Annotated in this window: 25 protein-coding genes; 18 read left to right on the forward strand and 7 right to left on the reverse strand. The window is 52.7% G+C overall.

What is annotated here, in order from left to right; genetic code table 11:
- Nucleotides 1-10: 10 nt before the first annotated feature.
- The gene (locus tag NA624_RS17675) at nucleotides 11-1,438 is read right to left on the reverse strand and encodes a sigma-54 interaction domain-containing protein (protein ID WP_000168925.1); all 1,428 of its coding nucleotides are present in this window, start codon (nucleotides 1,436-1,438) and stop codon (nucleotides 11-13) included.
- Nucleotides 1,439-1,648: 210 nt separating this feature from the next.
- Here NA624_RS17675 and NA624_RS17680 point away from each other — a divergent pair, with 210 nt between their 5' ends.
- The 10 genes from NA624_RS17680 (at nucleotide 1,649) to hisP (ending at nucleotide 12,180) form a co-directional block, all read left to right on the forward strand.
- Nucleotides 1,649-3,046, forward strand: coding sequence for a diaminopimelate decarboxylase family protein (locus NA624_RS17680; protein WP_000132307.1), 1,398 nt, complete (start codon nucleotides 1,649-1,651; stop codon nucleotides 3,044-3,046).
- 90 nt (nucleotides 3,047-3,136) lie between these two features.
- Nucleotides 3,137-4,558 carry an APC family permease gene (locus tag NA624_RS17685; protein ID WP_000072512.1) on the forward strand — a complete coding sequence of 474 codons (1,422 nt, stop codon included), beginning with the start codon at nucleotides 3,137-3,139 and terminating at the stop codon, nucleotides 4,556-4,558.
- A 1-nt stretch (nucleotide 4,559) separates the two neighbouring features.
- Nucleotides 4,560-5,663, forward strand: a complete 1,104-nt coding sequence (locus tag NA624_RS17690) for an alanine/ornithine racemase family PLP-dependent enzyme (protein ID WP_000281907.1) — start codon at nucleotides 4,560-4,562, stop codon at nucleotides 5,661-5,663.
- A gap of 63 nt (nucleotides 5,664-5,726) precedes the next feature.
- Nucleotides 5,727-7,133, forward strand: coding sequence for an amino acid permease (locus NA624_RS17695; RefSeq protein ID WP_000380365.1), 1,407 nt, complete (start codon nucleotides 5,727-5,729; stop codon nucleotides 7,131-7,133).
- A 26-nt stretch (nucleotides 7,134-7,159) separates the two neighbouring features.
- A complete protein-coding gene (locus NA624_RS17700) occupies nucleotides 7,160-7,729 on the forward strand; it encodes a UbiX family flavin prenyltransferase (RefSeq protein WP_000825685.1) in 570 nt (189 codons plus the stop codon).
- A gap of 288 nt (nucleotides 7,730-8,017) precedes the next feature.
- Nucleotides 8,018-8,800 carry a lysine/arginine/ornithine ABC transporter substrate-binding protein ArgT gene (gene argT / locus NA624_RS17705; RefSeq protein WP_000754418.1) on the forward strand — a complete coding sequence of 261 codons (783 nt, stop codon included), beginning with the start codon at nucleotides 8,018-8,020 and terminating at the stop codon, nucleotides 8,798-8,800.
- 237 nt (nucleotides 8,801-9,037) lie between these two features.
- Entirely contained in the window at nucleotides 9,038-9,820 is a 783-nt protein-coding gene (gene hisJ, locus NA624_RS17710) for a histidine ABC transporter substrate-binding protein HisJ (protein ID WP_000731868.1), read from the forward strand.
- 182 nt (nucleotides 9,821-10,002) lie between these two features.
- Nucleotides 10,003-10,689 (forward strand): histidine ABC transporter permease HisQ, encoded by a 687-nt coding sequence (locus tag NA624_RS17715; RefSeq protein ID WP_000965498.1) that lies wholly within the window; start codon nucleotides 10,003-10,005, stop codon nucleotides 10,687-10,689.
- Nucleotides 10,686-11,393 carry a histidine ABC transporter permease HisM gene (gene hisM, locus NA624_RS17720; protein WP_000569756.1) on the forward strand — a complete coding sequence of 236 codons (708 nt, stop codon included), beginning with the start codon at nucleotides 10,686-10,688 and terminating at the stop codon, nucleotides 11,391-11,393. Before NA624_RS17715 ends, hisM begins: the two co-directional genes overlap by 4 nt.
- A 13-nt stretch (nucleotides 11,394-11,406) precedes the next feature.
- Nucleotides 11,407-12,180 carry a histidine ABC transporter ATP-binding protein HisP gene (hisP, locus tag NA624_RS17725; protein ID WP_001293591.1) on the forward strand — a complete coding sequence of 258 codons (774 nt, stop codon included), beginning with the start codon at nucleotides 11,407-11,409 and terminating at the stop codon, nucleotides 12,178-12,180.
- Between the two features lie 51 nt (nucleotides 12,181-12,231).
- On the opposite strand, the gene NA624_RS17730 is transcribed toward hisP, so the two are convergent.
- The gene (locus NA624_RS17730; RefSeq protein ID WP_001166272.1) at nucleotides 12,232-13,125 is read right to left on the reverse strand and encodes a TIGR01777 family oxidoreductase; all 894 of its coding nucleotides are present in this window, start codon (nucleotides 13,123-13,125) and stop codon (nucleotides 12,232-12,234) included.
- 125 nt (nucleotides 13,126-13,250) lie between these two features.
- Nucleotides 13,251-13,898, reverse strand: coding sequence for a GSH-dependent disulfide bond oxidoreductase (gene yfcG, locus NA624_RS17735; protein ID WP_000566563.1), 648 nt, complete (start codon nucleotides 13,896-13,898; stop codon nucleotides 13,251-13,253).
- Nucleotides 13,899-14,040: 142 nt separating this feature from the next.
- Between yfcG and yfcF the strand changes: the two genes are divergently transcribed.
- The 3 genes from yfcF to yfcD are packed head-to-tail and all read left to right on the forward strand — an operon-like array spanning nucleotide 14,041 to nucleotide 15,903.
- On the forward strand, nucleotides 14,041-14,685 hold the full coding sequence (gene yfcF, locus NA624_RS17740) for a glutathione transferase (protein ID WP_000043010.1): 645 nt from the start codon (nucleotides 14,041-14,043) through the stop codon (nucleotides 14,683-14,685).
- A gap of 55 nt (nucleotides 14,686-14,740) precedes the next feature.
- Entirely contained in the window at nucleotides 14,741-15,292 is a 552-nt protein-coding gene (yfcE, locus tag NA624_RS17745; RefSeq protein ID WP_000772458.1) for a phosphodiesterase, read from the forward strand.
- A 56-nt stretch (nucleotides 15,293-15,348) separates the two neighbouring features.
- A complete protein-coding gene (yfcD, locus tag NA624_RS17750) occupies nucleotides 15,349-15,903 on the forward strand; it encodes an NUDIX hydrolase YfcD (RefSeq protein ID WP_000230214.1) in 555 nt (184 codons plus the stop codon).
- 5 nt (nucleotides 15,904-15,908) lie between these two features.
- On the opposite strand, the gene NA624_RS17755 is transcribed toward yfcD, so the two are convergent.
- Complete coding sequence (locus NA624_RS17755) at nucleotides 15,909-16,928, reverse strand: LacI family DNA-binding transcriptional regulator (RefSeq protein WP_000026949.1); 1,020 nt, start codon at nucleotides 16,926-16,928, stop codon at nucleotides 15,909-15,911.
- 252 nt (nucleotides 16,929-17,180) lie between these two features.
- Between NA624_RS17755 and NA624_RS17760 the strand changes: the two genes are divergently transcribed.
- The 5 genes from NA624_RS17760 to NA624_RS17780 all read left to right on the forward strand — a co-directional run bounded on the left by NA624_RS17760 (nucleotide 17,181) and on the right by NA624_RS17780 (nucleotide 21,162).
- Complete coding sequence (locus NA624_RS17760; RefSeq protein ID WP_000901810.1) at nucleotides 17,181-17,624, forward strand: PTS sugar transporter subunit IIA; 444 nt, start codon at nucleotides 17,181-17,183, stop codon at nucleotides 17,622-17,624.
- An 80-nt stretch (nucleotides 17,625-17,704) separates the two neighbouring features.
- Nucleotides 17,705-17,977: a PTS sugar transporter subunit IIB gene (locus NA624_RS17765; protein ID WP_000699818.1), complete on the forward strand. Its 273-nt coding sequence runs from the start codon at nucleotides 17,705-17,707 to the stop codon at nucleotides 17,975-17,977.
- A gap of 20 nt (nucleotides 17,978-17,997) precedes the next feature.
- Nucleotides 17,998-19,389 (forward strand): PTS ascorbate transporter subunit IIC, encoded by a 1,392-nt coding sequence (locus NA624_RS17770; RefSeq protein ID WP_001522266.1) that lies wholly within the window; start codon nucleotides 17,998-18,000, stop codon nucleotides 19,387-19,389.
- Nucleotides 19,386-20,216, forward strand: a complete 831-nt coding sequence (locus NA624_RS17775) for a transketolase (RefSeq protein WP_001103256.1) — start codon at nucleotides 19,386-19,388, stop codon at nucleotides 20,214-20,216. Before NA624_RS17770 ends, NA624_RS17775 begins: the two co-directional genes overlap by 4 nt.
- Entirely contained in the window at nucleotides 20,209-21,162 is a 954-nt protein-coding gene (locus NA624_RS17780) for a transketolase family protein (RefSeq protein ID WP_000593026.1), read from the forward strand. The genes NA624_RS17775 and NA624_RS17780 overlap by 8 nt, the downstream gene beginning before the upstream one ends.
- 48 nt (nucleotides 21,163-21,210) lie before the next feature.
- On the opposite strand, the gene yfcC is transcribed toward NA624_RS17780, so the two are convergent.
- The 3 genes from yfcC to ackA form a co-directional block, all read right to left on the reverse strand.
- The gene (yfcC, locus tag NA624_RS17785) at nucleotides 21,211-22,731 is read right to left on the reverse strand and encodes a putative basic amino acid antiporter YfcC (RefSeq protein ID WP_000117932.1); all 1,521 of its coding nucleotides are present in this window, start codon (nucleotides 22,729-22,731) and stop codon (nucleotides 21,211-21,213) included.
- 217 nt (nucleotides 22,732-22,948) lie between these two features.
- On the reverse strand, nucleotides 22,949-25,093 hold the full coding sequence (gene pta, locus NA624_RS17790; protein ID WP_000086690.1) for a phosphate acetyltransferase: 2,145 nt from the start codon (nucleotides 25,091-25,093) through the stop codon (nucleotides 22,949-22,951).
- A gap of 76 nt (nucleotides 25,094-25,169) precedes the next feature.
- Nucleotides 25,170-26,372: an acetate kinase gene (gene ackA, locus NA624_RS17795; RefSeq protein WP_000095689.1), complete on the reverse strand. Its 1,203-nt coding sequence runs from the start codon at nucleotides 26,370-26,372 to the stop codon at nucleotides 25,170-25,172.
- Nucleotides 26,373-26,631 lie beyond the last annotated feature (259 nt).

Consider the following 26,631-nt stretch of genomic DNA (forward strand, 5'->3'; position numbering starts at 1 on the left):
CTGGCCGATGTCAATTACGCACCACGCCGAAGCGAATAGCGTATTTTTGTACTTTGTACTGTAACGTGGTGCGCGATACGTTAAGGCTGCGGGCCGCGGCGGCAATATTCCCCTGATGCGTATCCAGCGCGGTTTCTATTAAATGCCTTTCGTAGTTGGCAACCCGTACCTCCAGCGACCCTTCATACTGCGGATCGGGTGACGAGGGAAGGGGATTTTCCGGCGCGGTTTCCGGTACGCCTAAATTTAACTCGTCCTGTTCAAAAATGATGTGTTTGAGCAGCCCGTCTTTTTCCTGCATGATCATGCTGCGTACAATCGCGTTTTCCAGCATCCTGACATTACCCGGCCAGGCGTGATTGAGCAGATCAGCACGCGCCGTCTCGCTTAATCCGTGAATGTCCTGCGGCACGTCATTACGGTATTTATCAATAAAATAATTCGCCAGTAAGGGAATATCTTCCGGGCGGGCGCGCAGCGGCGGTAACGTCAACATTCCGACGCTCAACCGATAAAAAAGATCTGCCCGCAGGCGTTCTTGTTGAATTAATTTGACGGGCGCTTCGTTCATGGCGGCAACGATCCTGACATCAGAGTGGAGTTGCTGTTGTCCGCCGAGCCGCCAGAAGGTTTTATCCTGCAAGAATCGCAGCAGCTTACTTTGCATCTCTATCGGCATGGCGTTCAGCTCATCAAGAAAGAGCGTTCCCCCGTTTGCCAGCTCCAGATAGCCCTGGCTATTTTCCGCGCCGGTATAGGCGCCGCGCACGGTGCCGAAAAGCGTACTTTCGATAAGCGTAGGCGGTAGAGCGCCGCAGTTCAGGGCGATAAATGGTTTATTCGCCCGCTTGCTGCATTGATGGATCAGGCGGGAAAATAGCTCCTTACCCGTACCCGTCTCCCCGACAATCGTCACCGGAATATTACTGGCGGCCAGCCGTTTGGCTTTGGCGATATTACTGAGCATTTCCGGGTTTTCGGTAATAATGGCATGGTGCTTCTCATGGTGATCGGCATACAGCAGTTGGTTCAGTTCTACCACCTGCTCCTGGAGCCGCCTGACGCCGGACATATTCCTGCCGATTTCGATAACGCCGACCATGCCGCCATCGCTTGCATAGAGCGGCGCGGTGGTGTGCTGATAGTCAACGGCCTGGCCTCGCGCATTGTAATAAATTTGATAATGGCCAATGTATTCCACGCCTTTTTTTAACGATGAAAGCATCGTACTTTGGGTCTCTTTCATGCCCGGATAGACATCCAGCATATGTTTTCCCATTGCCCGTTCAATACTGTAGCCGTCCAGATCCGCGCTTTCCTGATTGTAGTAAACGTATTCACCACGCTCATTAATGACGGCCAACGGCTGATGAATCAAATCGAAAAAGCGGGAAAACATCCTGAGCGCCGAGGCCAGTTCCTGATTGGTGGATGCCATACACGCATTCCTCATATCTATTGTTCATGTTGCCATTATAAAAGTGACGAATTTTCGTCGTTGTGATGAATAGCAAACTCAATGACGAAAATGAGAAAAAGCTTATTTTTATAAGTAATTGATTATTATTATAAAAAATAGTGGCATGCCTTTTGCTTTATCCATGTAAAGAATGCGGATTTTTACCATAAACATTAAGCAGAGGGCGTTATGACTGACTCGATTATGCAGAATTACAACCAGCTACGTGAGCAGGTAATCAACGGCGATCGCCGTTTCCAGCACAAAGACGGTCATTTGTGTTTTGAAGGGGTCGATCTGGACGCTCTGGCGCGCCAGTACCCCACGCCGTTCTATGTGTTTTCTGAGCCGGAGATTATTCGTAACATTCATGAAATCCAGCAGGCATTTGCGGCGCATAAAAATACCAAAACCTTCTTTGCGTCAAAAACCTGCTCGGTCATGGGGGTGTTGAAAGCCATTCGTGACGCCGGAATTTGCGCGGAGGCAAACTCACAATATGAGGTTCGCAAGTGCCTGGAGATAGGCTTTCGCGGCGATCAGATCGTCTTCAACGGCGTGGTGAAAAAGCCTGCCGATCTGGAGTATGCCATCGCCAACGATCTGTATCTTATTAATGTTGATAGCCTGTATGAGCTGGAACATATTGATGCCATCTCTCGCAAGCTGAAGAAAGTCGCCAATGTTTGCGTCCGCGTAGAGCCGAATGTTCCCTCGGCGACGCATGCGGAACTGGTTACCGCTTTCCATGCGAAGTCGGGTCTCGACCTGGAACAGGCGGAAGAAACCTGCCGCCGCATTCTGGCGATGCCTTATGTGCATTTGCGCGGCTTGCATATGCATGTGGGCGATCAGGTGCCGGAGTCAGAGCCTTTCGCAAAAGCGACTAAAGTGCTGGTGGATGAATCCCGTCGCCTGGAAGAGGTGCTCGGTATTAAATTTGATTTGATCAACGTAGGCGGCGGAATTCCGGTTCCCTATAAATATGACGACGAGAATGGCGACCCGTTAAAAGATAATATGTATGCCGGTATTACCGCCCAAGATTTTGCCGATGCGGTCATTCGCGAAGTGCATAAATGGCGTACCGATGTGGAAATATGTATTGAACCGGGACGTAAAGTGACCGGGTCGGCGGCGGTTTTACTGACGGAAGTCTCCTGCGAAAAACGTAAAACAAATTACGATCTTAACGGCAATGTGGAATGCCACGTTGAATGGAAATTTGTCGACGCTGGTTACAGCGTACTCTCTGACAGCCAGCATTTTGACTGGTTCTTTTATGTCTATAACGCCTCTCGCATGACGGCAGCGCACGACGCCTGGGTAAAATTAGCCGGGCCGCTGTGTGATGGCGGAGATTATTTCCACATGGGGGTGAAAGGCGAAGAGTTTTTACTGCCGAAGGAGACTCATGTTGGCGATATTGTCGCGTTTCTTGATGCCGGGGCATACACCATTGAAAGTCAAACCGTTTATAACAACCGTCCGCGCACGGGCGTGGTGATGATCGATAAAAATGGTGAAACGCGTCTGATTCGTCGGGAAGACAGTTACGAAGATATGGTCAAGTACGACATTTATTAATACTGTTTTGGGCTTCAGTTTTATGCTGAAGCCCGTCGTCAGATGATAAGAAGAGGGCAGTGATGCCTGAATGCATAACAGGAGATGGCCATGAGTAACACGAATTCTGGCTTACTTGGCATCAAAGACATTGTCTTTATGAATGTCATCGCTATTCTGAGTTTGCGGCAAATCCCTAACGTGGCGCCTTACGGGGCATCGGCCATGTTGTTATGGGTGATAGCCGCATTCTGCTTGTTTTTTCCTTTAGCGATGGTATGCGGCGAGCTGTCAACCGGCTGGCCGAAAGATGGCGGGATATTTGTCTGGATTAAAGAGGCATTTGGTAAACGTATTGCATGGATTGTCGTGGTTTGTTTTCTCTTTTCCTGCGTACTGTTTTTCCCATTAATGCTGCAATTCGGCTTTACCGCGTTGGGCTATATGATCGGCGGCGGCCTGGCGGAAAATAAAGCATTTATCGGTATTGGTTCCGCGGTAATTTTCTGGCTATTAACGCTGATGAATATCCGCGGGATGGAATGGACAAAAATTATTAATAGCATCAGCGCCTGGTGCGGCGTATTTATTCCCTCCGCCATCCTCATTTTGCTGGCGGTGGTATGGCTATGTACCGGACACCAGATGCAGACGGACTACACTACAGCGAAAAACTGGATTCCGGATCTCGGACACTGGGATACGATCGTTTTCTTATCCAGCATGATGTTTGCGTTTGCCGGACTGGAGGTCGCCCCGATGATTGCCGGGCGTACCCGTAATCCACAGCGTGATTTTCCGCGAGCGATGGCCGTCTCCGCCGCCGTTATCGTTGGGATCTATATGGTCGGCACCTGGGCGCTAAACACGCTTTTACCCGCCGGGAAAACCGACATCGTGGCAGGCGTCATGCAGGCTATGCATGCTGCTGCGGACACGCTGCATATGCCGTGGTTAATTCCTGTTATGGCCATCTGTATGTTTTTTGGCGCTCTCGGGCAGATTAACTCCTGGCTGGTGGGGCCGATTTATATGCTCCAGGAAGCCTCGCGTGAAGATAATCTGCTGGGGGACCGAATCGGCAAATTACATCCGGTGTGGAAAACGCCCGCCTTTGCCTTGACTGTACAGGCGATTATTGTCACGGTCCTGTGTTTTTCGACTTTTATTTCGCCAAGCGTTGCGGCGGCTTACTGGATGTTAACGGCGCTAACGACCATCACCTATTTTATTCCTTATCTGGTGATGTTCCCGGCGTTCTGGCGTTTACGTAAGACTCAGCCGGATACGCCAAGAAGTTTTAAAATTCCGGGCAAGGTTTTACCGGCTATTTTACCCGCGCTGGGTTTTCTTTCTATCGCCTTTGCCGTTGCGCTGTTATTTATTCCGCCTTCTCAAATTGATATGGGAGGATATTTCCAGTACGCCGGGAAAATTATTGGCGGAGCCGTGCTGGCGGTTGTCGTCGCGGAGTACATTTACCATCGGGCGCAGAAACGTAATGCCCGTTTAAGCATGGCGGGAGGAAAATAAAATGTATATGCCAGTTCTGGAAATAAATCTACGCAAGCTGGAAGAAAACGCCCGCACGGAAAAAGCTCTGCTGGCAAGCAGCGGTATTGACGTGATGGCTGTCAATAAAGTTTTTGACGGCTGCGTGGAAACCGCGCAGGCGGTGTTCAACGGCGGAATTACCGTTATTGCTGAATCACGAACCTATAATTTGAAAAAAATACGCGAGACAGGATGTACGACCTGCCTGTTACGCAGCCCGTGTCTGAGTGAAATCGAAGATGTGGTGCGCTACGCGGATATTAGTTTAAATAGCGAGCCGGTGGTATTACGGGCATTATCGCAGGAAGCCCAACGCCAGGGGAAAACGCATCAGGTATTACTGATGGTGGATATGGGCGATTTACGCGAGGGTATCTGGTTTGGTGAATATCAACGCATTCTTGAGACCGTGACTCTGATTACTGGTCTGCCCGGTCTGGAATTATATGGACTGGGCACCAACTTTAATTGTTACGGCACCGTGTTGCCAACGGTAAAAAATGGCGAGGATTTTCTGGCGCTGGCCGCCCGGCTGGAAGCCGACAGCGGTATTCCTGTCCGGCGGCTTTCTGCGGGAAACTGCACCAGCTATCACCTGCTGGATAAAGGTATCTGGCCGCAGGGGCTGAATCATCTGCGCATCGGCGGACTGCATGAATTCGGCATTGAATATGTGGACATGAAATACCTGAATGAATTTCACCACTCCGCAAAACCGGTCGATAAAGCCTGTTCCGATATGTATATCCTGGAAGCGGAAATCATCGAACTGAACAGTAAACCGACCGTCCCGGTCGGGGAGCTGGGCGTCGATGCCTTTTTGCAAAGTAAAACCTTTGTCGATCGTGGCATACGCCGACGCGCATTGCTGGCGTTTGGTCGTCAGGATGTGCCATCGGATAACTGTGTGCCATGCGACGACGCTATCACTATCTTAGGGCAAACCAGCGATCATACGCTGGTGGATATTGAAGATTGTCGTCAGTCGCTAAAAGTAGGCGATGTGGTTCGCTTTGAGCTGGATTATACGGGCCTGTTAATGGCCTGCCAGACCAAAGGCGTCGCCTGGAGGTTTACGCGTTAACGCATAACCGCCGCGGCTATGTCGCGGCGGCATCTTTGACCTCACGAAAGACAGGGAGTAACGATGGATACCCTGCAACAATCTTCGCCAGCAGAGCCTGAAGGCGGTCTGCGGCGTAACCTGAAGAAACGGCATCTGCTGATGATGTCGCTGGGCGGCACGATTGGCACCGGCTTATTTATCGGCATTGCCGAGCCGTTAAGCAGCGTCGGGCCGGCGGGAACCTTACTGGCCTATCTGTTTGCCGGAACCATTATGCTGGCGACGATGATGTGTCTTGGCGAATTATCATGCGCCTTTCCTCACTCCGGTTCATTTCAACATTACGCGCTGATGTTTATGCCGTCACCTTGCTGGAGCTATACCATTGGCTGGCTTTACTGGTTTAGCTGGGTCTTTTCCCTTGCGGCCGACCTCACTGCCGCAGGGTTTATTGCTCACCAGTTTTTCCCCGCGGTTCCGGTATATATGTTCTGCCTGGCGATTCTGCTCATCCTGACAGCCATCAATCTCACCTCCGCAAAAAGTTTTGGCGAATGCGAATACTGGCTTTCGGCCATTAAGGTCTTCGCGATCGTGCTGTTTATCTGCGCGGGCGGAGTCATGATCTACTCGCTAATGGGCCATAGTGACTGGCACCCGACGTTAAAAACAGACGGAATGTGGTTTCCCCACGGTTGGGAGCAAATTGTGGTCTGTATGACGATCGTGATTTACTCCTTCCAGGGGGTGGAACTGGTAGGAAATGCGGCAGGGGAGACCGAATCGCCGCACATTATTTTACCGAAGGTGATCCTGGGGATCGGTCTCAGAATCATTTTATTTTACGGCCTGGCGATTGCGGTGCTGGCGCTGGTCTATCCGTATGAACTGACGCCAAATGGACAAAGTCCCTTTGTATGGGTATTCTCCCACGCGGGCATTCCGGGGGCGGATACGCTGATGACGCTGGTGATCTTTTCCGCCGCGGTTTCTGCCGCTAACTCGGCCATTTACGCCAGTTCGCGTATGCTGTGGTCTATGGCGGGCGATCGCTTTGCGCCAGCCTGCTTTGGTAAAACGAACGGCGGCGGCGTGCCGGTGTATGCTATTTTAATCACGGCCTTGCTGGCGTTGGTGTCGTTGCTGACCCGCTATATTCCCGCACAGCAATTTTATTTATATCTGATCGCCAGTACCGGGCAGGTGGGTTGCCTGGCATGGATAACCATCGGATGGTGCCAGTATCGCTTCCGACAATCGGTGCGTAATGGAACGTACGCCAGCGATTTGCTACGCTATCGATCGCCGCTTTTCCCCTGGACGGCCCGATTTGTCATTATCACCAATTTTGCCATTATGGTCGGCACCTGGTTTAGTGAGCAAGGGGTAGTGATAATGTTGGTTGAGCTGGCTTTTATGATAGGGATTCTTTTGTCATGGTATCTCTTCAGACCCACTTTGAGCCGATTACGTAACACAGTGGGATGAACGGCGCTCGTAAACGGTAAGAGAACATGAAACGACTCATTGTAGGAATTAGCGGCGCCAGCGGAGCGATTTATGGCGTGCGCTTATTACAAATTTTGCGCGATGTCGATAGCGTGGAAACGCATCTGGTGATGAGCCAGGCGGCCCGGCAAACGCTGGCGCTGGAGACCCATTTTTCGCTGCGCGAGGTGCAGGCGCTGGCCGATGTGACGCACGATGTGCGCGACATTGCCGCCAGCATTTCCTCGGGCTCTTACCCGACAGCGGGAATGGTTATCTTGCCTTGTTCGATTAAAACGCTGTCGGGGATTGTCCACAGTTATACTGACGGACTGCTTACCCGCGCGGCGGATGTGATATTAAAAGAGCGGCGACCTCTGGTGCTGTGTGTGCGCGAAACGCCGCTGCATATCGGGCATTTGCGTTTAATGACCCAGGCCGCTGAGATAGGCGCGGTGATTATGCCGCCGGTTCCGGCTTTTTATCATCTTCCTCAGACGTTAGATGATGTTATAAATCAAACGGTTAACCGAGTTTTGGATCAGTTTGATATCCCCCTTCCGCACGATCTTTTTGTTCGCTGGCAGGGCGCATAGCGTTGTCTGTTTAGCGTGCATTATTGTCCCTGTTGCCCTGTTTCAGGGCAATTTTGTAACCGCGATCATATCCTCAACATTTAATTCGTTAAAAGCCGTCGAAACGCTGCGGTTCAACCGTCATACCTGCTATCTTCAACATCAGGACAATATTGCAACGTTTTATTAACAAATTTAACGTCGAATCGTTTTGCTGACGTGAAAATGGCATAAGACCTGCATGAAAAAGTCTGCAAACACACAACACCACGTAAAACATAAGAAAATAACGCTACTTGAGGGGTATGTATGAAGAAGACCGTTCTCGCTTTGTCTTTGCTGATAGGTCTGGGCGCGACGGCGGCCAGTTACGCCGCGCTTCCGCAAACGGTTCGTATTGGAACAGATACCACCTACGCGCCTTTCTCATCGAAAGATGCCAAAGGCGACTTTATTGGCTTTGATATCGATCTCGGTAATGAAATGTGTAAGCGTATGCAGGTGAAATGTACCTGGGTCGCCAGCGACTTTGATGCGCTTATTCCCTCACTAAAAGCGAAAAAAATTGATGCCATTATTTCATCGCTCTCTATCACCGATAAACGCCAGCAAGAAATTGCGTTTTCCGACAAACTTTACGCGGCGGATTCACGCCTGATTGCGGCAAAAGGGTCTCCCATTCAGCCGACGCTGGAATCGCTGAAAGGCAAGCATGTCGGCGTGCTGCAAGGGTCCACGCAAGAGGCTTACGCCAATGATAACTGGCGCACTAAAGGTGTGGATGTGGTGGCTTATGCCAACCAGGATCTTATCTATTCCGATTTAACCGCCGGTCGTCTGGATGCCGCATTGCAGGATGAAGTCGCCGCCAGCGAAGGATTCCTGAAGCAGCCAGCGGGCAAAGAGTATGCGTTTGCCGGTCCTTCCGTGAAGGATAAAAAATATTTTGGCGACGGGACGGGGGTTGGGCTGCGCAAAGACGATACCGAGCTAAAAGCCGCGTTTGATAAAGCGCTGACCGAACTGCGCCAGGACGGAACTTACGACAAAATGGCCAAAAAGTACTTCGATTTTAATGTCTACGGCGATTGAGAAAAGGGGATAACGCGCCGCGATGGGGAACTATCACGGTGCAAAATAGATGTTTTGCACCTTTTTGGTGCATAAGCCGTTGCGGAACAGGCACATAAATGCATACTTAATCGATTTTTATGCAAAATAAACCGGCTGACAAGGTAGAATGCTTTGCCTTGTCGGCCTGATTAATGGCACGATAGTCGCATCGGATCTGTAAAGATCTCCTGGAAAGACAGTCTGTTGAGGATAGTTATGAAAAAACTGGCGTTATCCCTTTCTCTGGTGCTGGCATTTTCCAGCGCTACCGCAGCATTTGCCGCTATTCCACAAAAGATTCGTATCGGTACCGATCCAACTTACGCACCGTTTGAATCCAAAAATGCACAAGGTGAATTGGTCGGCTTTGATATCGATCTGGCCAAAGAGCTGTGCAAACGTATCAACACACAGTGTACGTTCGTGGAAAACCCGCTGGATGCGCTGATTCCGTCTTTAAAAGCGAAGAAAATTGATGCCATCATGTCCTCGCTGTCCATCACTGAAAAGCGCCAGCAGGAAATCGCGTTTACCGACAAGCTTTACGCCGCTGATTCCCGTCTGGTGGTGGCGAAGAACTCTGATATTCAGCCGACCGTCGCGTCGCTGAAAGGCAAGCGCGTCGGCGTGCTACAGGGGACGACGCAGGAGACCTTCGGCAATGAGCACTGGGCGCCGAAAGGGATTGAGATCGTCTCTTACCAGGGGCAGGACAACATTTATTCCGATCTGACGGCGGGTCGTATTGATGCAGCGTTCCAGGACGAGGTCGCGGCCAGCGAAGGTTTCCTTAAACAGCCCGTCGGAAAAGACTATAAATTCGGCGGCCCGGCGGTGAAAGATGAGAAGTTATTCGGCGTAGGAACCGGTATGGGGCTGCGCAAAGAGGATAACGAGCTGCGCGAAGCGCTGAACAAAGCCTTTGCTGAAATGCGTGCTGACGGTACTTACGAAAAGCTGGCGAAAAAGTACTTTGATTTTGATGTTTATGGCGGTTAATCACCGTCGGTGCAGATAAAGCCCAAAGAATGTTGACTGTCTGCATTGCCTGATGGCGCTGTGCGTGTCAGGCCTACGGGGAGCATCGTAGGCCGGGCAAGGCGCAGCCGCCATCCGGCGTGATGTGAGGCAAAAATGCAAAAGAGACTTCTTACTTCACCACACACAACAGGACAGGCTGCATGTTGTACGGGTTTTCAGGCGTAATTTTACAGGGCGCGATCGTCACGCTGGAACTGGCGCTCAGTTCCGTTGTGCTGGCCGTGCTTATTGGTCTCGTCGGCGCGGGGGCGAAGCTTTCGCAAAACCGGGTAACGGGGCTTATTTTTGAAGGGTACACCACCCTGATTCGCGGGGTGCCGGATCTGGTCTTAATGCTGCTGATATTTTACGGATTGCAAATCGCGCTTAACGTGGTGACCGATTCGCTGGGTATCGACCAGATAGATATTGATCCGATGGTGGCCGGTATTATCACCCTTGGTTTCATCTACGGCGCCTATTTTACCGAAACCTTTCGCGGCGCGTTTATGGCGGTGCCGAAAGGCCATATCGAGGCGGCGACGGCTTTTGGTTTTACCCACGGGCAAACCTTCCGGCGGATTATGTTCCCGGCGATGATGCGTTACGCCCTGCCGGGGATCGGCAATAACTGGCAGGTGATACTCAAAGCGACGGCGCTGGTGTCGCTGCTGGGCCTGGAAGATGTCGTCAAAGCCACGCAGCTTGCCGGTAAAAGCACCTGGGAGCCTTTCTATTTTGCCGTGGTCTGTGGACTTATCTACCTGGTATTTACCACCGTTTCCAATGGTGTGCTGCTCTTACTTGAGCGTCGCTATTCCGTGGGCGTGAAGAGGGCCGATTTGTGATTGAGATCATTGAGGAGTACTGGAAATCCCTGCTGTGGACGGATGGCTATCGTTTTACCGGCGTGGCGATTACGCTGTGGTTGTTAATTTCATCGGTGGTGATGGGCGGTCTTCTGGCGGTGATTCTGGCGGTAGGCCGCGTTTCCAGTAATAAATTCATCCGTTTTCCCATCTGGCTGTTTACGTATATTTTTCGCGGCACGCCGCTGTACGTACAGCTACTGGTGTTCTATTCGGGGATGTATACGCTGGAGATAGTCAAAGGCACCGATCTTCTTAACGCGTTTTTCCGCAGCGGACTGAACTGTACCGTACTGGCGCTGACGCTGAATACCTGCGCGTACACCACGGAAATTTTCGCGGGGGCGATTCGTTCGGTACCGCACGGTGAAATTGAAGCGGCACGGGCCTATGGCTTCTCGTCATTTAAAATGTATCGCTGCATTATTTTGCCGTCGGCATTACGCATCGCCTTGCCTGCCTACAGCAACGAAGTGATTTTAATGCTGCACTCTACGGCGCTGGCGTTTACCGCGACGGTGCCGGATTTGTTGAAAATCGCCCGCGATATTAACTCAGCGACTTACCAGCCGTTTACCGCGTTTGGCATTGCCGCCGTGTTGTATTTACTCATTTCGTATGTCCTGATAAGCCTGTTCCGTCGGGCGGAAAGACGCTGGTTGCAGCACGTGTCCTCTAAATAATTCGAGTAACATGATGTCAGAAAATAAATTACACGTTATCGATTTGCACAAACGCTACGGCGGTCATGAAGTGCTGAAAGGGGTATCGCTGCAGGCCCGCGCCGGAGATGTGATTAGCATCATCGGCTCGTCCGGCTCCGGTAAAAGTACTTTTTTGCGCTGTATTAACTTCCTCGAAAAACCGAGCGAAGGCGCGATTATCGTGAACGGTCAGAACATTAATCTGGTGCGCGACAAAGACGGGCAGCTCAAAGTGGCGGATAAAAATCAGCTACGCTTGTTGCGTACCCGCCTGACGATGGTGTTTCAGCACTTTAACCTCTGGAGCCACATGACGGTGCTGGAAAATGTGATGGAAGCGCCGATTCAGGTACTGGGATTAAGCAAGCACGACGCGCGCGAGCGGGCGTTGAAATATCTGGCGAAGGTGGGGATTGATGAGCGCGCTCAGGGCAAATATCCCGTCCATCTCTCCGGCGGCCAACAGCAGCGCGTTTCTATTGCGCGCGCGCTGGCGATGGAACCTGACGTTTTACTGTTCGATGAACCCACTTCGGCGCTCGATCCTGAACTGGTCGGCGAAGTGTTGCGCATCATGCAACAACTGGCGGAAGAAGGCAAAACGATGGTGGTGGTCACGCATGAAATGGGCTTCGCTCGCCATGTCTCTTCGCACGTTATTTTTCTGCATCAGGGGAAAATTGAAGAAGAGGGCGATCCGGAGCAGGTGTTCGGCAATCCGCAAAGCCCGCGTTTACAGCAATTCCTGAAAGGCTCGCTGAAATAAAAGAGGCCCGGCGGCGCATCGCTTACCGGGCAGGATACGGCGCTTTGGGAACTAGCGAATCACATCCGCCAGCGCCTCTTCTAAATCATACCAGCGAAATGCGAATCCGGCGGCTTCAAGCCGTTTTGGCAGCGCCCGCTGTCCGCCCAGCACCAGCACTGACGACTCTCCCATCAATAAGCGAATTGCCGTCGCCGGAATGCGAATAATCGCCGGACGGCGCAGCGCGCGACCCAGCGCATGAGCAAAATGCTCATTATGGACGGGATACGGCGAGACCATATTGAAGGGACCGCGAAGATCGTTATCCAGCAGCCACAGGATGCCGTTGACCATATCGTCGATGTGAATCCAGGCCAGATATTGTCGACCATTACCCACCGGACCGCCGAGCCCGAGGCGAAACGGCGGAACCATTTTCCCCAGAATCCCGCCTTGCGGCGCCAGGACAACGCCGGTACGCAGCAGGCAGACGCGGGTCTGGTCGCTCTGCGCACGACAGGCAATCTGTTCCCAGCGGGCGCAAAGTTTATGCGTAAATTCGTTGTGCGGCGGCTCATCTTCAGTGACGACAGCGTCGCCCAGATCGCCGTAATAGCCCGTGGCGGAGCCGGATATCAACACCGAGGGCGGCGTTGCGCTGGCATGAATTAAATCCACCAACTTTTGCGTGATAGCCCAGCGGCTTTGGCACAACCGTTCTTTTTGTTGCGACGTCCAGCGCTTGTCGGCAATCGGTTCGCCCGCCAGATTGATGATGGCATCAATCTCATTGAGGTGCTCACGTTCCGCCAGCCCTTTCCATAATGTCACTCTGGAATCGAGAATCTGACGCGCGTTATCGGGATTGCGCGTAACGACCGTCACCTGATGCCCCAGTGTTAGCAGCCGGGGAATGAGATGACGCCCTATCAGGCCCGTACCGCCGGTAATCAGAATCTGCATATGACCTCCAGAGTAGGGAGGATTTCCTCTTCCCTAATGTCAGGTTTTTAATACGAATAAGGGTGCCGGACGCAGGTTTTTTCCGTGTATACACCTCTACATCATACATGATGTATGCTACCGCGTTACGCTTTCGTACTGTTACAGTGCAGTTGCGCTTGTAACAGTGCGCGCGCTGTCGCAGGACGCGTGCGAATGCGTTCAAACCAGTTATACACCGCCGGGTAGGTATCAAGATCGATTCGCTGACGCTGATGTGCGTTAACCCACGGCCAACTGGCGATATCCGCAATACTGTAGTGGTCGCCGCCCAGCCACGGGGAGGTTTCCAGGCGTTTATTCAGGACGTTGTATAAGCGTTGCGTTTCAACCTGATAGCGTTCAATCGCATAGGGGATGGCCTGCGGCGCAAAATGGTTAAAGTGATGATTCTGGCCCAGCATCGGCCCTAACCCGCCGACCTGCCAGAACAGCCATTGCAGTGTGGTATGGCGTTCACGCAGCTCCCCGCTAAGCAGTTTGCCGCTTTTTTCCGCCAGGTAGAGAAGAATTTCACCGGATTCAAAAAGACTAAGCGGTTGACCGCCGTCTGCCGGGGCGTGATCGACGATGGCAGGAATTTTATTATTGGGAGAGATAGCCAAAAAATCAGGGCGAAACTGATTGCCCTTGCTGATATCTACTTTTAGCAAACGATACGCCAGCTCCGCCTCTTCCAGAAACAGCGTTATTTTATGCCCGTTGGGCGTGGGGGCGTAGTAAAGGTCAATCATTTTGGCTCCTGCATGTGCGTAAAGAGTCTGGGCTGAATTAAGTATAGAAAGCCTCCTGATGTGTGTGAGTTTTCATCAGGTGACAGCAGGCGAAAGACGCTATATTTTGGGAAGAAACTTAATACGCCCTCAAGAGGACATTATGAGTAAGCCTGTTATTGTGCTGTGGTCGGATGCGAACTTTTTCTCTCCCTACGTCTTGTCCGCTTGGGTGGCATTACAAGAAAAAGGGCTTTCCTTTACTCTGAAAACCCGCGATCTGGACCAGGGAGAACATCTGCAACCTGGCTGGCGGGGATATGCGCTGACGCAGCGCGTACCGGTGCTTGAGGCCGACAATTTTGAGCTGAGCGAGTCGTCCGCTATTGCGGAATACCTGGAGGAGCGTTTCGCGCCGCCGCAGTGGGAGCGTATCTACCCGCACGATTTACAAAAACGCGCCCGCGCGCGACAGATTCAGGCGTGGCTACGCAGCGATTTACTGCCGCTTCGCGAAGAACGGCCTACCGACGTGGTGTTTGCCGGGGCGAAAAAAGCGCCGCTAAGCGAGGCTGGAAAAGCCAGTGCGGCAAAACTGTTTGCGACGGCTGAAGCGCTATTGGGGCAGGGGACGCAAAATTTATTTGGTGAATGGTGCATTGCCGATACCGATCTGGCATTGATGATCAATCGTCTGGCGCTGCATGGCGATGACGTGCCGGCATCGCTGGCGGCATATGCGACATTCCAGTGGCAGCGTGCTTCCGTACAGCGTTTTATTGCGCTTTCCTCGAAGCGTTCAGGCTGAAAATCTATTCATATTCCAGTATCATAACGCCGTTTTTCACAACGAGGAGTGAGCGATGAAACTGATGTTCGCATCGGACATTCATGGTTCTTTACCCGCCACGGAACGCGTGCTTGAGCGGTTCGCGCAAAGCGGCGCGCGTTGGCTGGTGATATTAGGCGACGTCCTTAACCACGGGCCGCGAAATGCGCTGCCTGAAGGCTATGCGCCCGCCCAGGTCGCCGAACGCCTGAACGCGGTGGCGACGCAAATCATTGCCGTGCGCGGCAACTGCGATAGCGAAGTGGATCAGATGCTGCTGCATTTCCCGATAACTGCGCCGTGGCAGCAAATATTGACGCAAGAGAGGCGGCTATTTTTAACGCATGGGCACCTCTTCGGGCCGACGAATCTGCCCGCTCTGCATACTGGCGATGTGTTGGTCTATGGTCATACGCATCTGCCGGTGGCGCAACAGCAGGAAGGACTGTATCACTTTAATCCTGGGTCAGTGAGCATCCCGAAAGGCGGGTATGCGGCAAGCTACGGTATTCTGGATGATAATGTGTTGAGCGTAATCGCACTCAATGATCAAAGTATCATTGCGCAGGTTGCAATTAACTCGTAATTTACCTCACAAACGTAAATGCGCCGTAAGAGCGCCAGAAATAAGAAGGTTTCCTGATGGTGGAACAGCGTCGTTTGGCAAGTACGGAATGGGTGGATATTGTGAATGAAGACAATGAAGTCATTGCACAGTCCAGCCGGGAACAGATGCGTGCGCAACGCTTACGGCATCGTGCGACGTATATCGTCGTTCATGATGGTATGGGTAAAATTCTGGTGCAGCGTCGTACCGAAACAAAAGATTTTTTGCCCGGTATGTTAGATGCTACCGCAGGCGGCGTGGTCCAGGCTGATGAGCAGCTACTGGAATCTGCCCGCCGCGAAGCGGAAGAAGAGTTGGGTATTGCAGGCGTGCCGTTTGCCGAACACGGTCTGTTTTACTTTGAAGACCCACATTGCCGGGTTTGGGGCGCTCTGTTTAGCTGCGTTTCCCACGGGCCTTTCGCGCTTCAGGAAGATGAAGTCAGCGAAGTGTGTTGGCTGACTCCGGAGGAGATCACCGCGCGCTGTGATGAGTTTACGCCGGACTCGCTCAAAGCGCTGGCGCTGTGGATGACCCGCAACGCCAAAAACGAAGCCGCGCTCCAGGAGAAACCGGAAGAGACGGAATAAGCGTTTTAGCAGCTTTCCCGCATACATAAACTGGAGGCGATGGATTTTCGATCGCTCCAGTTTCCCTGATTTAACCTTTCCAACAGCGCCCGTCCGGCTTCACTGCCAATCTTACGGTGCGGTACGGCCATGGTGGTTAACGGCGGCTGGCAGACCCGGCTGACATCGCTATCGCCAAACCCGACCACCGCTAAATCGTCCGGAACTTTGATCCGCCGTCGTTGGCACTCGTATAACGCGCCGCAGGCCAGCTCATCCGATACGCATACCAGCGCGTCCAGCTCCGGCCACGCCAGTAAAAACTCCGGCAGTTGCGACGCGCCGGTAGAAAAATTGGGCGGCAAGGCGGCATTAATCACCCGGTTTGGCGACATATGGTGGCGAAGCATCGCTTTGTACCAGCCGTGCAGATGTTGCTGAAAAATCCACTGCTCCTGATTGGCGCATAGCAGCCCGATATTCTGATAACCGCGCTGAATCAGCATTTCCGTCAGCTCATACATTGCCGCAACGTTATCAATACCGATATTCATATCAATAGGATCGCTGCGAATCGCGCCCATCTCCATCACCGGGATAGAGGCATTTTTCAGCCACTGGCGCACGGTAGTGCTATGTTCGACGCTAAGCAGAATCGCCGCGGCAATGTTGGAGGCCAGCAGCGTTTCGAGCAGCTTCTCCTCTTGTTCCACGCGATGCTGCGATTCCGCCAGCATAATCTGGTAGCCAGCGGGCTGTAAAATTTGTTGCAGCCCGGCGAACATTTCAGAACACCCCGCTTCCGCAAGGTTCGGTACGACCATCGCGATGGTGTGCGAGGAGGCAGACGCCAGCGCGCTGGCGGCGAGATTAGGCATATAGCCCAGCTCATGCACTGCCGCTTCGATTTTTTCCCGGAGTTTATCAGAGACCTGTTCCGGCGTGCGTAAGGCTCGTGATACGGTCATCGTGCCTACACCGGCAAGTTGGGCTACATCGGCGATAGTCACTTTACCGGTACTGCGCCGTTTACGGGGTATCGACATACAAATTCCTGCGTCATTACAACATGTTGAGATGCTTTTTTATTGTCGTTCTTTGCTTCGCATAATTGGCAGTATACGCCTTAAATCCGCTTTTTTGCTGTGATTTCACACCATGATTTTAATTTGATAGCGCTATCACAATTCTGAGTAATAGTCGCTGGTAGCGCTATCTTTGTGATAACGATCGCAGCTAATATCGAATGGCTTGAATAAAGTTTGTTCATAATTTCATACACCGTGGGGGCGAATAACATGCTGGGAACCTGGTTATCTGACGCAACCATCACGCTACAGGAGAGCGTGGAAACGTGGCCGCAGGCGCTGGAAATTTGCGGCAAACCCCTGCTGGACGCAGGTGTTATCGCACCGGAATACATTACGGCGATTGTTCAGCAGCACCAAAAGCTTGGGCCGTATTATGTATTAGCGCCAGGGTTAGCGATGCCGCATGCGAGGCCGGAAGAGGGGGCGAAAGGGTTAGGTTTATCGTTACTGAAACTACAGCGCGGCGTTTCATTTGGCGCAGACGAATTCGATCCGGTTGACATCATTATTATGCTGGCGGCGCCTGATAAGCACAGTCATATCGAAATGATATCGGCGCTGGCGGAATTATTTTCCAGTGATGTAGATATGGAAAAATTACATCAGGCAAAAAACCTGGAGGACATTAAAACGATTATTGACCGTTTCTGATTTTATTCCATTTTCTTGCGGTAAATAACATTACGCCCGTGCGTGATGCAGACCAACTCTACTTTTAAAAGGTGACAATAATGAAAATCATGGCAATTTGCGGTTCCGGCCTGGGTAGTAGTTTTATGGTAGAAATGAACATTAAAAAAGTATTAAAGAAACTCAATATTGACGCTGAAGTGGAACACTCCGATCTCTCATCGGCCACGCCCGGGGCCGCCGATCTTTTTGTAATGGCCAAAGATATTGCGGCCAGCGCTAGCGTACCGGAAAGCCAACTGGTGGTGATCAATAACATCATCGACATCAACGAACTGGAAACGCAGCTGCGCGCATGGTTCGCTAAACAATAATTATTGCTGGCGAGGTGGATATGTTTATCCTTGAAACGCTGAATTTTGTTGTTGATATTTTAAAAGTGCCATCGGTGCTTGTAGGGTTAATTGCGCTGATTGGTCTGGTGGCGCAGAAAAAAGCGTTTTCTGATGTGGTAAAAGGCACGATTAAAACTATTTTAGGTTTTATTGTGCTTGGCGGTGGCGCAACCGTACTGGTGGGTTCATTAAACCCGCTAGGGGGTATGTTTGAACACGCTTTTAATATTCAGGGCATTATTCCTAATAATGAAGCGATAGTTTCAATCGCGCTGGAAAAATATGGCGCGTCCACGGCGTTAATTATGGCATTTGGTATGGTGGCCAATATTGTCGTGGCGCGCTTTACGCGTCTTAAATATATCTTTTTGACCGGGCATCACACCTTTTACATGGCCTGTATGATTGGCGTAATCCTGACCGTGGCGGGGTTTGAGGGCGTAGGGCTGGTCTTCACCGGATCGCTGATCCTGGGGCTGGTGATGGCCTTCTTCCCGGCGTTGGCCCAACGTTATATGAGGCGGATTACCGGTACCGATGACATTGCGTTTGGTCACTTCGGTACCCTGGGATATGTGCTTTCCGGCTGGATTGGCAGCCTGTGTGGTAAAGGCTCCCGCTCCACGGAAGAGATGAACCTGCCGAAAAACCTCAGTTTTTTACGCGACAGTTCTATCTCGATTTCGCTGACCATGATGATTATCTATCTGATCATGGCAGTCAGCGCAGGGCGTGAGTATGTCGAAGCGACGTTTAGCGGCGGGCAAAACTATCTGGTGTACGCCATCATCATGGCAATCACCTTCGCCGCCGGCGTATTCATCATTCTGCAAGGCGTCCGTCTGATTCTGGCGGAAATTGTTCCGGCCTTTACCGGATTTTCAGAAAAACTGGTGCCAAACGCGCGTCCGGCGCTGGACTGCCCGGTGGTGTATCCCTATGCCCCTAACGCGGTACTGATTGGCTTCCTGTTCAGTTTTCTCGGTGGGCTGGTGGGGTTGTTCCTGCTTGGACAGATGAAGCTTGTGTTGATCCTGCCAGGCGTTGTGCCGCACTTCTTTACCGGCGCGACCGCAGGCGTCTTTGGCAATGCCACCGGCGGTCGCCGCGGGGCGATGATCGGCGCATTTGCTAATGGTCTATTAATCACTTTCCTGCCAGTGCTGTTACTGCCGGTTCTCGGCGCGATCGGCTTCGCCAATACCACGTTCTCGGATGCTGACTTTGGCGTAATCGGTATTTTGCTGGGTAACCTGGCGCGTTATCTGTCGCCGATGGCTATCACGGGGCTGGTGGTGGCGCTATTCGCGCTACTGGTGGCGTACAACGTGTTGGCCAAAAACAAAAAAGCGACTGCCGAAGTGCAGGAAAATAGCGGAGCGAAAGAATGAACGTAACCGAAATCACCCAACTGGCGCGCGACATTCGCGTCGCCACGCTCAAATCCTTAAACCATCTTGGCTTTGGTCACTATGGCGGCAGCATGTCGGTAGTGGAAACTCTGGCGGTTCTGTACGGCGCGGTGATGAAAATCGACCCTGCCGACCCGGACTGGCCGGAGCGCGATTACTTCGTGCTGTCGAAAGGCCATGCGGGCCCCGCGTTGTACAGTACCCTGGCGATTAAAGGCTATTTCCCGCTCGAAGAGCTGAATACGCTTAACCAGAACGGCACCCGTCTTCCCAGCCATCCGGATCGGCTAAAAACGCGCGGCGTGGACGCCACGACCGGCTCACTGGGACAGGGCATCTCTATTGCGGGCGGAATGGCTTTGTCGCATAAACTGGCGCGGCGACCCAACCGGGTATTTTGCATTGTCGGTGATGGGGAGCTCAATGAAGGGCAGTGCTGGGAGGCGTTTCAGTTTATTGCCCACCATCGTCTGAATAATCTGACCGTTTTCATTGACTGGAACAAACAGCAGCTTGACGGTGAGCTGGAGGAGATTATCAATCCATTCGATCTGGAAGGGAAATTCCGCGCGTTTGGTTTCGATGTCGTCACTGTCAAAGGCGATGATATCGCCGGACTACTGGCGGTGGTTCAGCCTGTGCCGCCCGCCGATGCCCAGCCACGGGTTGTGATCCTTGACAGCATTAAAGGGCAGGGGGTGCCATGCCTGGAGCAGTTAACGAATTCTCACCACTTACGCCTGACGGATGGCATGAAGCAGACGCTCAATGAGGCCATTCATCAACTGGAGGTCATGCATGATTAAGCTTGCGCCCGCAGGGCTTAAAGACGATATCGAAATGCGCAAAGTTTACGCCGGTTTTGTCGCCGGGCAGATTGAGGCCGGAAGCCCAATTATTGCGCTTGAGGCTGATTTAATGAGCTCAATGGCGATGGACAGCGTGGCGCGTGACTACCCGCAGCATGTCATTAACTGCGGTATTATGGAGGCGAATGTGATTGGCACTGCGGCGGGGCTGGCGCTGACCGGTCGTAAACCGTTTGTGCATACCTTTACCGCTTTTGCCAGCCGTCGCTGTTTTGATCAGCTCTTTATGGCGCTGGATTATCAGCGTAACAACGTCAAAGTGATCGCCTCCGATGCCGGAGTGACAGCGTGCCATAACGGTGGCACCCATATGTCTTTTGAAGATATGGGCATTGTTCGCGGGCTGGCGCACTCCGTAGTACTGGAGGTGACGGATGCGGTGATGTTCGCGGATATTTTACGCCAGCTAATGGACCTGGACGGTTTTTACTGGCTGCGTACCATCCGTAAGCAGGCGCGGAGTATCTATGCGCCAGGCTCTACCTTTACCATTGGCAAGGGCAACGTACTGCGCGAGGGCGATGATATTACGCTTATCGCCAACGGCATTATGGTGGCGGAGGCGCTGGAGGCGGCGCGCCAACTGGAGCAGGAAGGCGTGAGCGCCGCAGTCATTGATATGTTCACCTTAAAGCCTATCGATCGCATGTTGGTGAAAAACTACGCGGAAAAAACGCGGCGTATCGTCACGTGTGAAAACCACAGCATCCATAATGGACTGGGGTCAGCGGTGGCGGAAGTGCTGGTGGAAAACTGTCCGGTGCCGATGCGCCGTGTTGGCGTCAAAGAGCGTTATGGGCAGGTAGGAACGCAGGATTTCTTACAACAAGAGTACGGACTCACCGCCGAAGCGATTGTAGAAGCCGCGAAATCACTGCTTTAATCATGGCGATATTGCCGGATGGCGCTGATGCTCATCCGGCATTTTGGATCAATGATATCCCATCATCTGCGCGCCAATGACGACCACGCTGGACATAATAAACAGTAGTCCCAGCAGCGACGCCCCCACTTTCAGCCAGTTGCGAAAATCGACCCGGCACACGCCCAGCGTGGCCATCAGCGAGGCTGATGTCGGATAGATAATATGGCTGAAGCCATCGCCAAACTGGAAGGCCAGAACAGTCACCTGACGGTTAACACCGACCAGATCGCCGAGCGGCGCCAGTAATGGCATGGTTAACGCCGCCTGACCCGAACCGGACGTGACAAAGAAATTAAATACCGCCTGGAAGAGCAGCATAAACCAGGCGGCGATAGCATTATTAAGCCCGCTGATGCCATGCGCGATACTGTTAAGCAGCGTATTGAGCACGCTGGGTTCCCCGGCTTCGCCGTTGCCGACCAGCAGCAGAATGCCTTTGGCAAAACCCACCAGCAAGGCGGGCGCGATCATCATCCTCGCCCCTTCGGTGAATGAGGACGCCATCACGTTGACCGTCATACCGTTGAGGCGGAAGATAACGCCGATGAGGCCGATCACCACGCCCATGGTGAAAAACTGGCTGGCGATCTCCGGAATAAACCAGGCGTGGACAATCACACCCCAGACGACCCAAATCATTACGCCGGTCAGGACCAGCAGTACCAGCCAGTCACCGAAGGTGAAAGGGCGCTGGACGACTTCATCCTGCTGTTCGCGGAAATAGCGATCGGATTCGTGGACGCGGGAAAGCAGCGGATTCTTTTTCACGCGTGAGGCGTAGACCAGCGTAAAAACCAGCCCAATCAGCGTGGCGACAATCCAGACCACAATACGCAGCCCGGAGCCGGAAAGTACCGGCACGCCGGCAATCCCCTGGGCGACGACTACGCAGAAAGGGTTCATCCACGAACTGGCAAAGCCAATTTGGGTGGCGATATAGGTCACCAGGACGGTGGTAATGCTGTCATAGCCCAGCCTGACCATCAGCGGGGCTATGATAATTGCAAAGGCGACCGCCTCTTCGCCCATGCCAAATACGGCGCCCCCTAACGAAAAGAGGACAAATAGCACCGGAATAAACAGGACTTCGTTGCCCCGCGTGTGGCGAATAAGCGCCAGAATGCCGTTATCCACGGTGCCGGTACGCATCACGATGCCGAATGCGCCGCCAATCACCAACATAAACATAATGATGCCGACGGCCGTGCCGAATTTCGATCCGGATGTTAACCCTTCAAACGGAAAATTCATCAGTCCTGGTCTTTCATCGCCGGTAGTGAAAAATTGTACGCGATGATACTGCGCTTCCCCGGCCTCATTGGTCACAATGCGAAAAGAGTGCGGGTCGACGACTTTGCGGGTTTTTGTCTGGCCATCGACCTGATACTGCACTTCCTGGCTATCAAACATCCCAACGGGGACGACCCAGGTGGCGATACTGGTTAAAATGGCGACAAAAAAGATGATGACCAGCGTATCGGGCATTGCCCATTTTCTGGCTGTTTTTGATTCTGTAACGACAGACATGACAGACTATCCCTGTTGCAAAGCAAAGAGGCTAAGTATGAGAAGAAGGGAATAGTTATTCATTGATGCAGCGCAGTTAAGCAAAAAATTCCGCTTTGCAGGGTAAATAGCAGAATGCCGGATGGCGATGCTAACGCGTCTTATCCGGCCTACAACGGTATTTCACCTGTAGGCCGGACAAGGCGTTCACGCCGCCATCCGGCATTAGCTTTTACTGTTACTGCTGCTGTTGAGAAGCCTGGATCGCCGTCAGGGCGATGGTGTAGACGATATCGTCAACCAGCGCGCCACGGGACAGGTCGTTCACCGGCTTGCGCATACCCTGCAGCATCGGCCCGATGGAGATCAGGTCGGCAGAACGTTGCACCGCTTTGTAGGTGGTGTTACCGGTGTTCAGATCCGGGAAAATGAACACGGTAGCGCGACCCGCAACCGGCGAGTTCGGCGCTTTGGATTTCGCGACGTCAGCCATGACCGCGGCGTCGTACTGCAACGGACCGTCGATCATCAGGTCAGGACGTTTTTCCTGCGCCAGACGCGTCGCTTCACGTACTTTCTCTACGTCGCTGCCTGCGCCAGAGGTGCCGGTGGAGTAGGAGAGCATTGCCACACGCGGTTCGATGCCGAAGGCAATGGCGGAATCCGCAGACTGAATCGCGATTTCTGCCAGCTGCTCTGCAGTCGGGTCTGGGTTGATTGCGCAGTCGCCGTAAACGTAAACCTGCTCCGGCAGTAGCATAAAGAACACAGAAGAGACCAGGGAGCTACCCGGCGCCGTTTTAATAAGCTGCAGCGGCGGACGGATGGTGTTGGCGGTGGTATGAACCGCGCCGGAAACCAGACCGTCGACTTCGTCTTGCTCCAGCATCAGCGTGCCGAGCACCACGTTGTCTTCCAGCTGCTCGCGGGCAACCGGTTCGGTCATGCCTTTGCTCTTACGCAGCTCAACCAGGCGAGCGACATAGCTTTCACGCACCACTTCCGGATCGACGATTTCAATACCTGCGCCCAGCTCAACGCCCTGAGATGCCGCGACGCGGTTGATTTCATCCGGGTTGCCCAGCAGTACGCAAGTGGCGATGCCGCGTTCAGCGCAGATTGCCGCCGCTTTGACGGTACGCGGTTCGTCGCCTTCCGGCAGCACTACGCGTTTACCGGCTTTACGCGCCAGCTCAGTCAGTTGGTAGCGGAACGCCGGCGGAGAGAGACGACGGCTACGCTCGGAAGTGGCGGTCAGCGACTCGATCCAGTCAGCGTTAACGTAGTTCGCGACGTATTCCTGAACTTTCTCAATGCGCTCATGGTCATCAACCGGGACTTCCAGATTGAAGCTTTGCAGGCTCAGTGAAGTCTGCCAGGTGTTGGTGTTCACCATAAAGACCGGCAGACCGGTGGCGAATGCGCGTTCGCACAGTTTAGAAATGCGCGCGTCCATTTCATAGCCGCCGGTCAGCAGCAGGGCGCCGATTTCTACGCCGTTCATCGCGGCCAGGCAAGCTGCGACCAGTACGTCCGGACGGTCAGCGGAGGTCACTAACAACGAGCCTGCGCGGAAATGTTCCAGCATATGCGGAATACTACGCGCGCAGAACGTGACGGATTTAACGCGGCGGGTTTTGATATCGCCTTCGTTAATGATGGTGGCGTTCAGGTGACGCGCCATATCGATAGCGCGGGTCGCAATCAGGTCGAAGCTCCACGGCACCGCGCCCAGAACCGGCAGCGGGCTGGATTCCTGCAGTTTAGCTGGATCGATTTTGATCACCTGTGCTTTGGAAGAGTCGTCAAAGATCTCCGACAGATCCGGGCGAGTACGGCCTTGTTCATCAACCGGCGCATTCAGTTTGTTGATGATAACGCCGGTGATGTTGGTGTTTTTCGCGCCGCCGAAGCTGCTGCGCGTCAATTCGATACGCTCGTTCAGCTGTTCTGGCGTGTCGGTCCCCTGAGACATGACAAAAACGATTTCCGCATTCAGCGTTTTCGCGATTTCATAGTTCAGAGACTGAGCGAACTGATGTTTACGGGTCGGAACCAGACCTTCAACCAGCACCACTTCCGCGTCTTTGGTATTCGCATGGTAGTTCGCGATGATCTCTTCCATCAGCACGTCTTTCTGGTTGCTGGAGAGCAGAGATTCAACGTGGCTCATCTTCAGCGGTTCAGCCGCCGGCAGGGTAGAGTTCGCGCGAACGATAGTGGTGGTCTGGTCAGGCGCATCGCCGCCAGCGCGAGGCTGGGCGATAGGCTTAAAGACGCTCAGACGAACGCCTTTGCGTTCCATAGCACGGATGACGCCGAGGCTGACGCTAGTCAGGCCGACGCTGGTTCCGGTAGGGATCAGCATAATAATACGGGACACGGTTTATCCTCTTTCGTTACCGTCTTTTGGAGACGGGTTACAAAACAGCACCGCCAGCGAGGCTGGCGGTGTCAAATCAGGCAGTCAGACGGCTCGCGTCCTGCGCGATAACCAGTTCTTCGTTGGTTGGGATCACCACCGCCGGACGGGTACCTTCTTTGTTGATGAAACCAGATTTGCCGAAGCGGGCCGCCAGGTTACGTTCGTGGTCGACTTCAAAGCCCAGCACGCCCAGTTTACCCAGAGACAGTTCGCGAACCATCGCGGCGTTTTCACCGATACCGCCGGTGAACACGACTGCATCCAGACGACCGTCCATCAGAGCGGTGTAAGAACCGATGTACTTCGCCAGGCGGTGGCAGTAAACGTCCATCGCACGTTTAGCGTCTTCTTTGGTGGCGTAGTTGTCTTCAACATAACGGCAGTCGCTGGTCACTTCAGTCAGACCCAGCAGACCGGACTCTTTGGTCAGCATTTTGTTGATCTGATCCACGCTCATGCCCAGAGTGTCGTGCAGGTGGAAGATAATCGCAGGGTCGATATCGCCGGAACGGGTACCCATGACCAGGCCTTCCAGCGGGGTCAGACCCATAGAGGTATCCACGCATTTACCGTTACGGATAGCGGAAACAGAACCGCCGTTGCCCAGGTGGCAGGTGATAATGTTCAGTTCTTCTACCGGCTTGTTCAGCATTTTTGCCGCTTCCTGAGTTACATAGAAGTGGCTGGTGCCGTGTGCGCCATAGCGACGAACGCCGTGTTCTTTATACAGGCTGTACGGCAGGGCATACAGGTAAGATTCTTCCGGCATGGTCTGATGGAAGGCGGTGTCGAATACTGCAACGTTTTTATCTTTCAGCTGCGGGAAAGATTTCAGCGCTTCGGCGATACCAATCAGGTGAGCCGGGTTATGCAGCGGTGCGAAAGAGGCGGAATCTTTGATGCCCTGAATGACGGACTCATCAATGACTACGGAACTGGTATACTTCTCGCCGCCGTGTACGATACGGTGACCAATTGCAGTTAACTGCGCAGACAGTTCTGGTTTTTGTGCCAGAATAGTGTTAACGATAAAGTTCAGCGCTTCACTGTGAGCGGCGCCTGCACCTAAAGCCGCTTCTTGTTTACTGCCGTCCATTTTCCATTTGATGCGTGCTTCTGGCAGATGGAAACATTCGGCTAAACCAGAAAGGTATTCATCACCATTAACTGCATCAATAATTGCAAATTTCAGTGAAGAACTACCGCAGTTCAGAACCAGTACTAACTTACTCGACATGGAAGTACCTATTTATGATACGTGGCTAAAAAAACGTCAGTGAGCCATAGAGCGTAGCGCATGATAGCCCTGACATTTATGATTAACATCATGCGCAGGAGTTTTTTTGGGCATGATGGAAGAAATACCTTTGAGTCTATGCCATTTTGCGTATTTTTCAGCCAATGGCATACTATGTGTAATATTGACGACTCAATGATTTTAAACTACCGGCCTTTGACAGGCCGACACAGGATACCTGATAGTGGGTATCGAAGAC

This window comes from Salmonella sp. NW38, from assembly GCF_051807745.1.
GTDB classification, from domain to species: domain Bacteria; phylum Pseudomonadota; class Gammaproteobacteria; order Enterobacterales; family Enterobacteriaceae; genus Salmonella; species Salmonella enterica.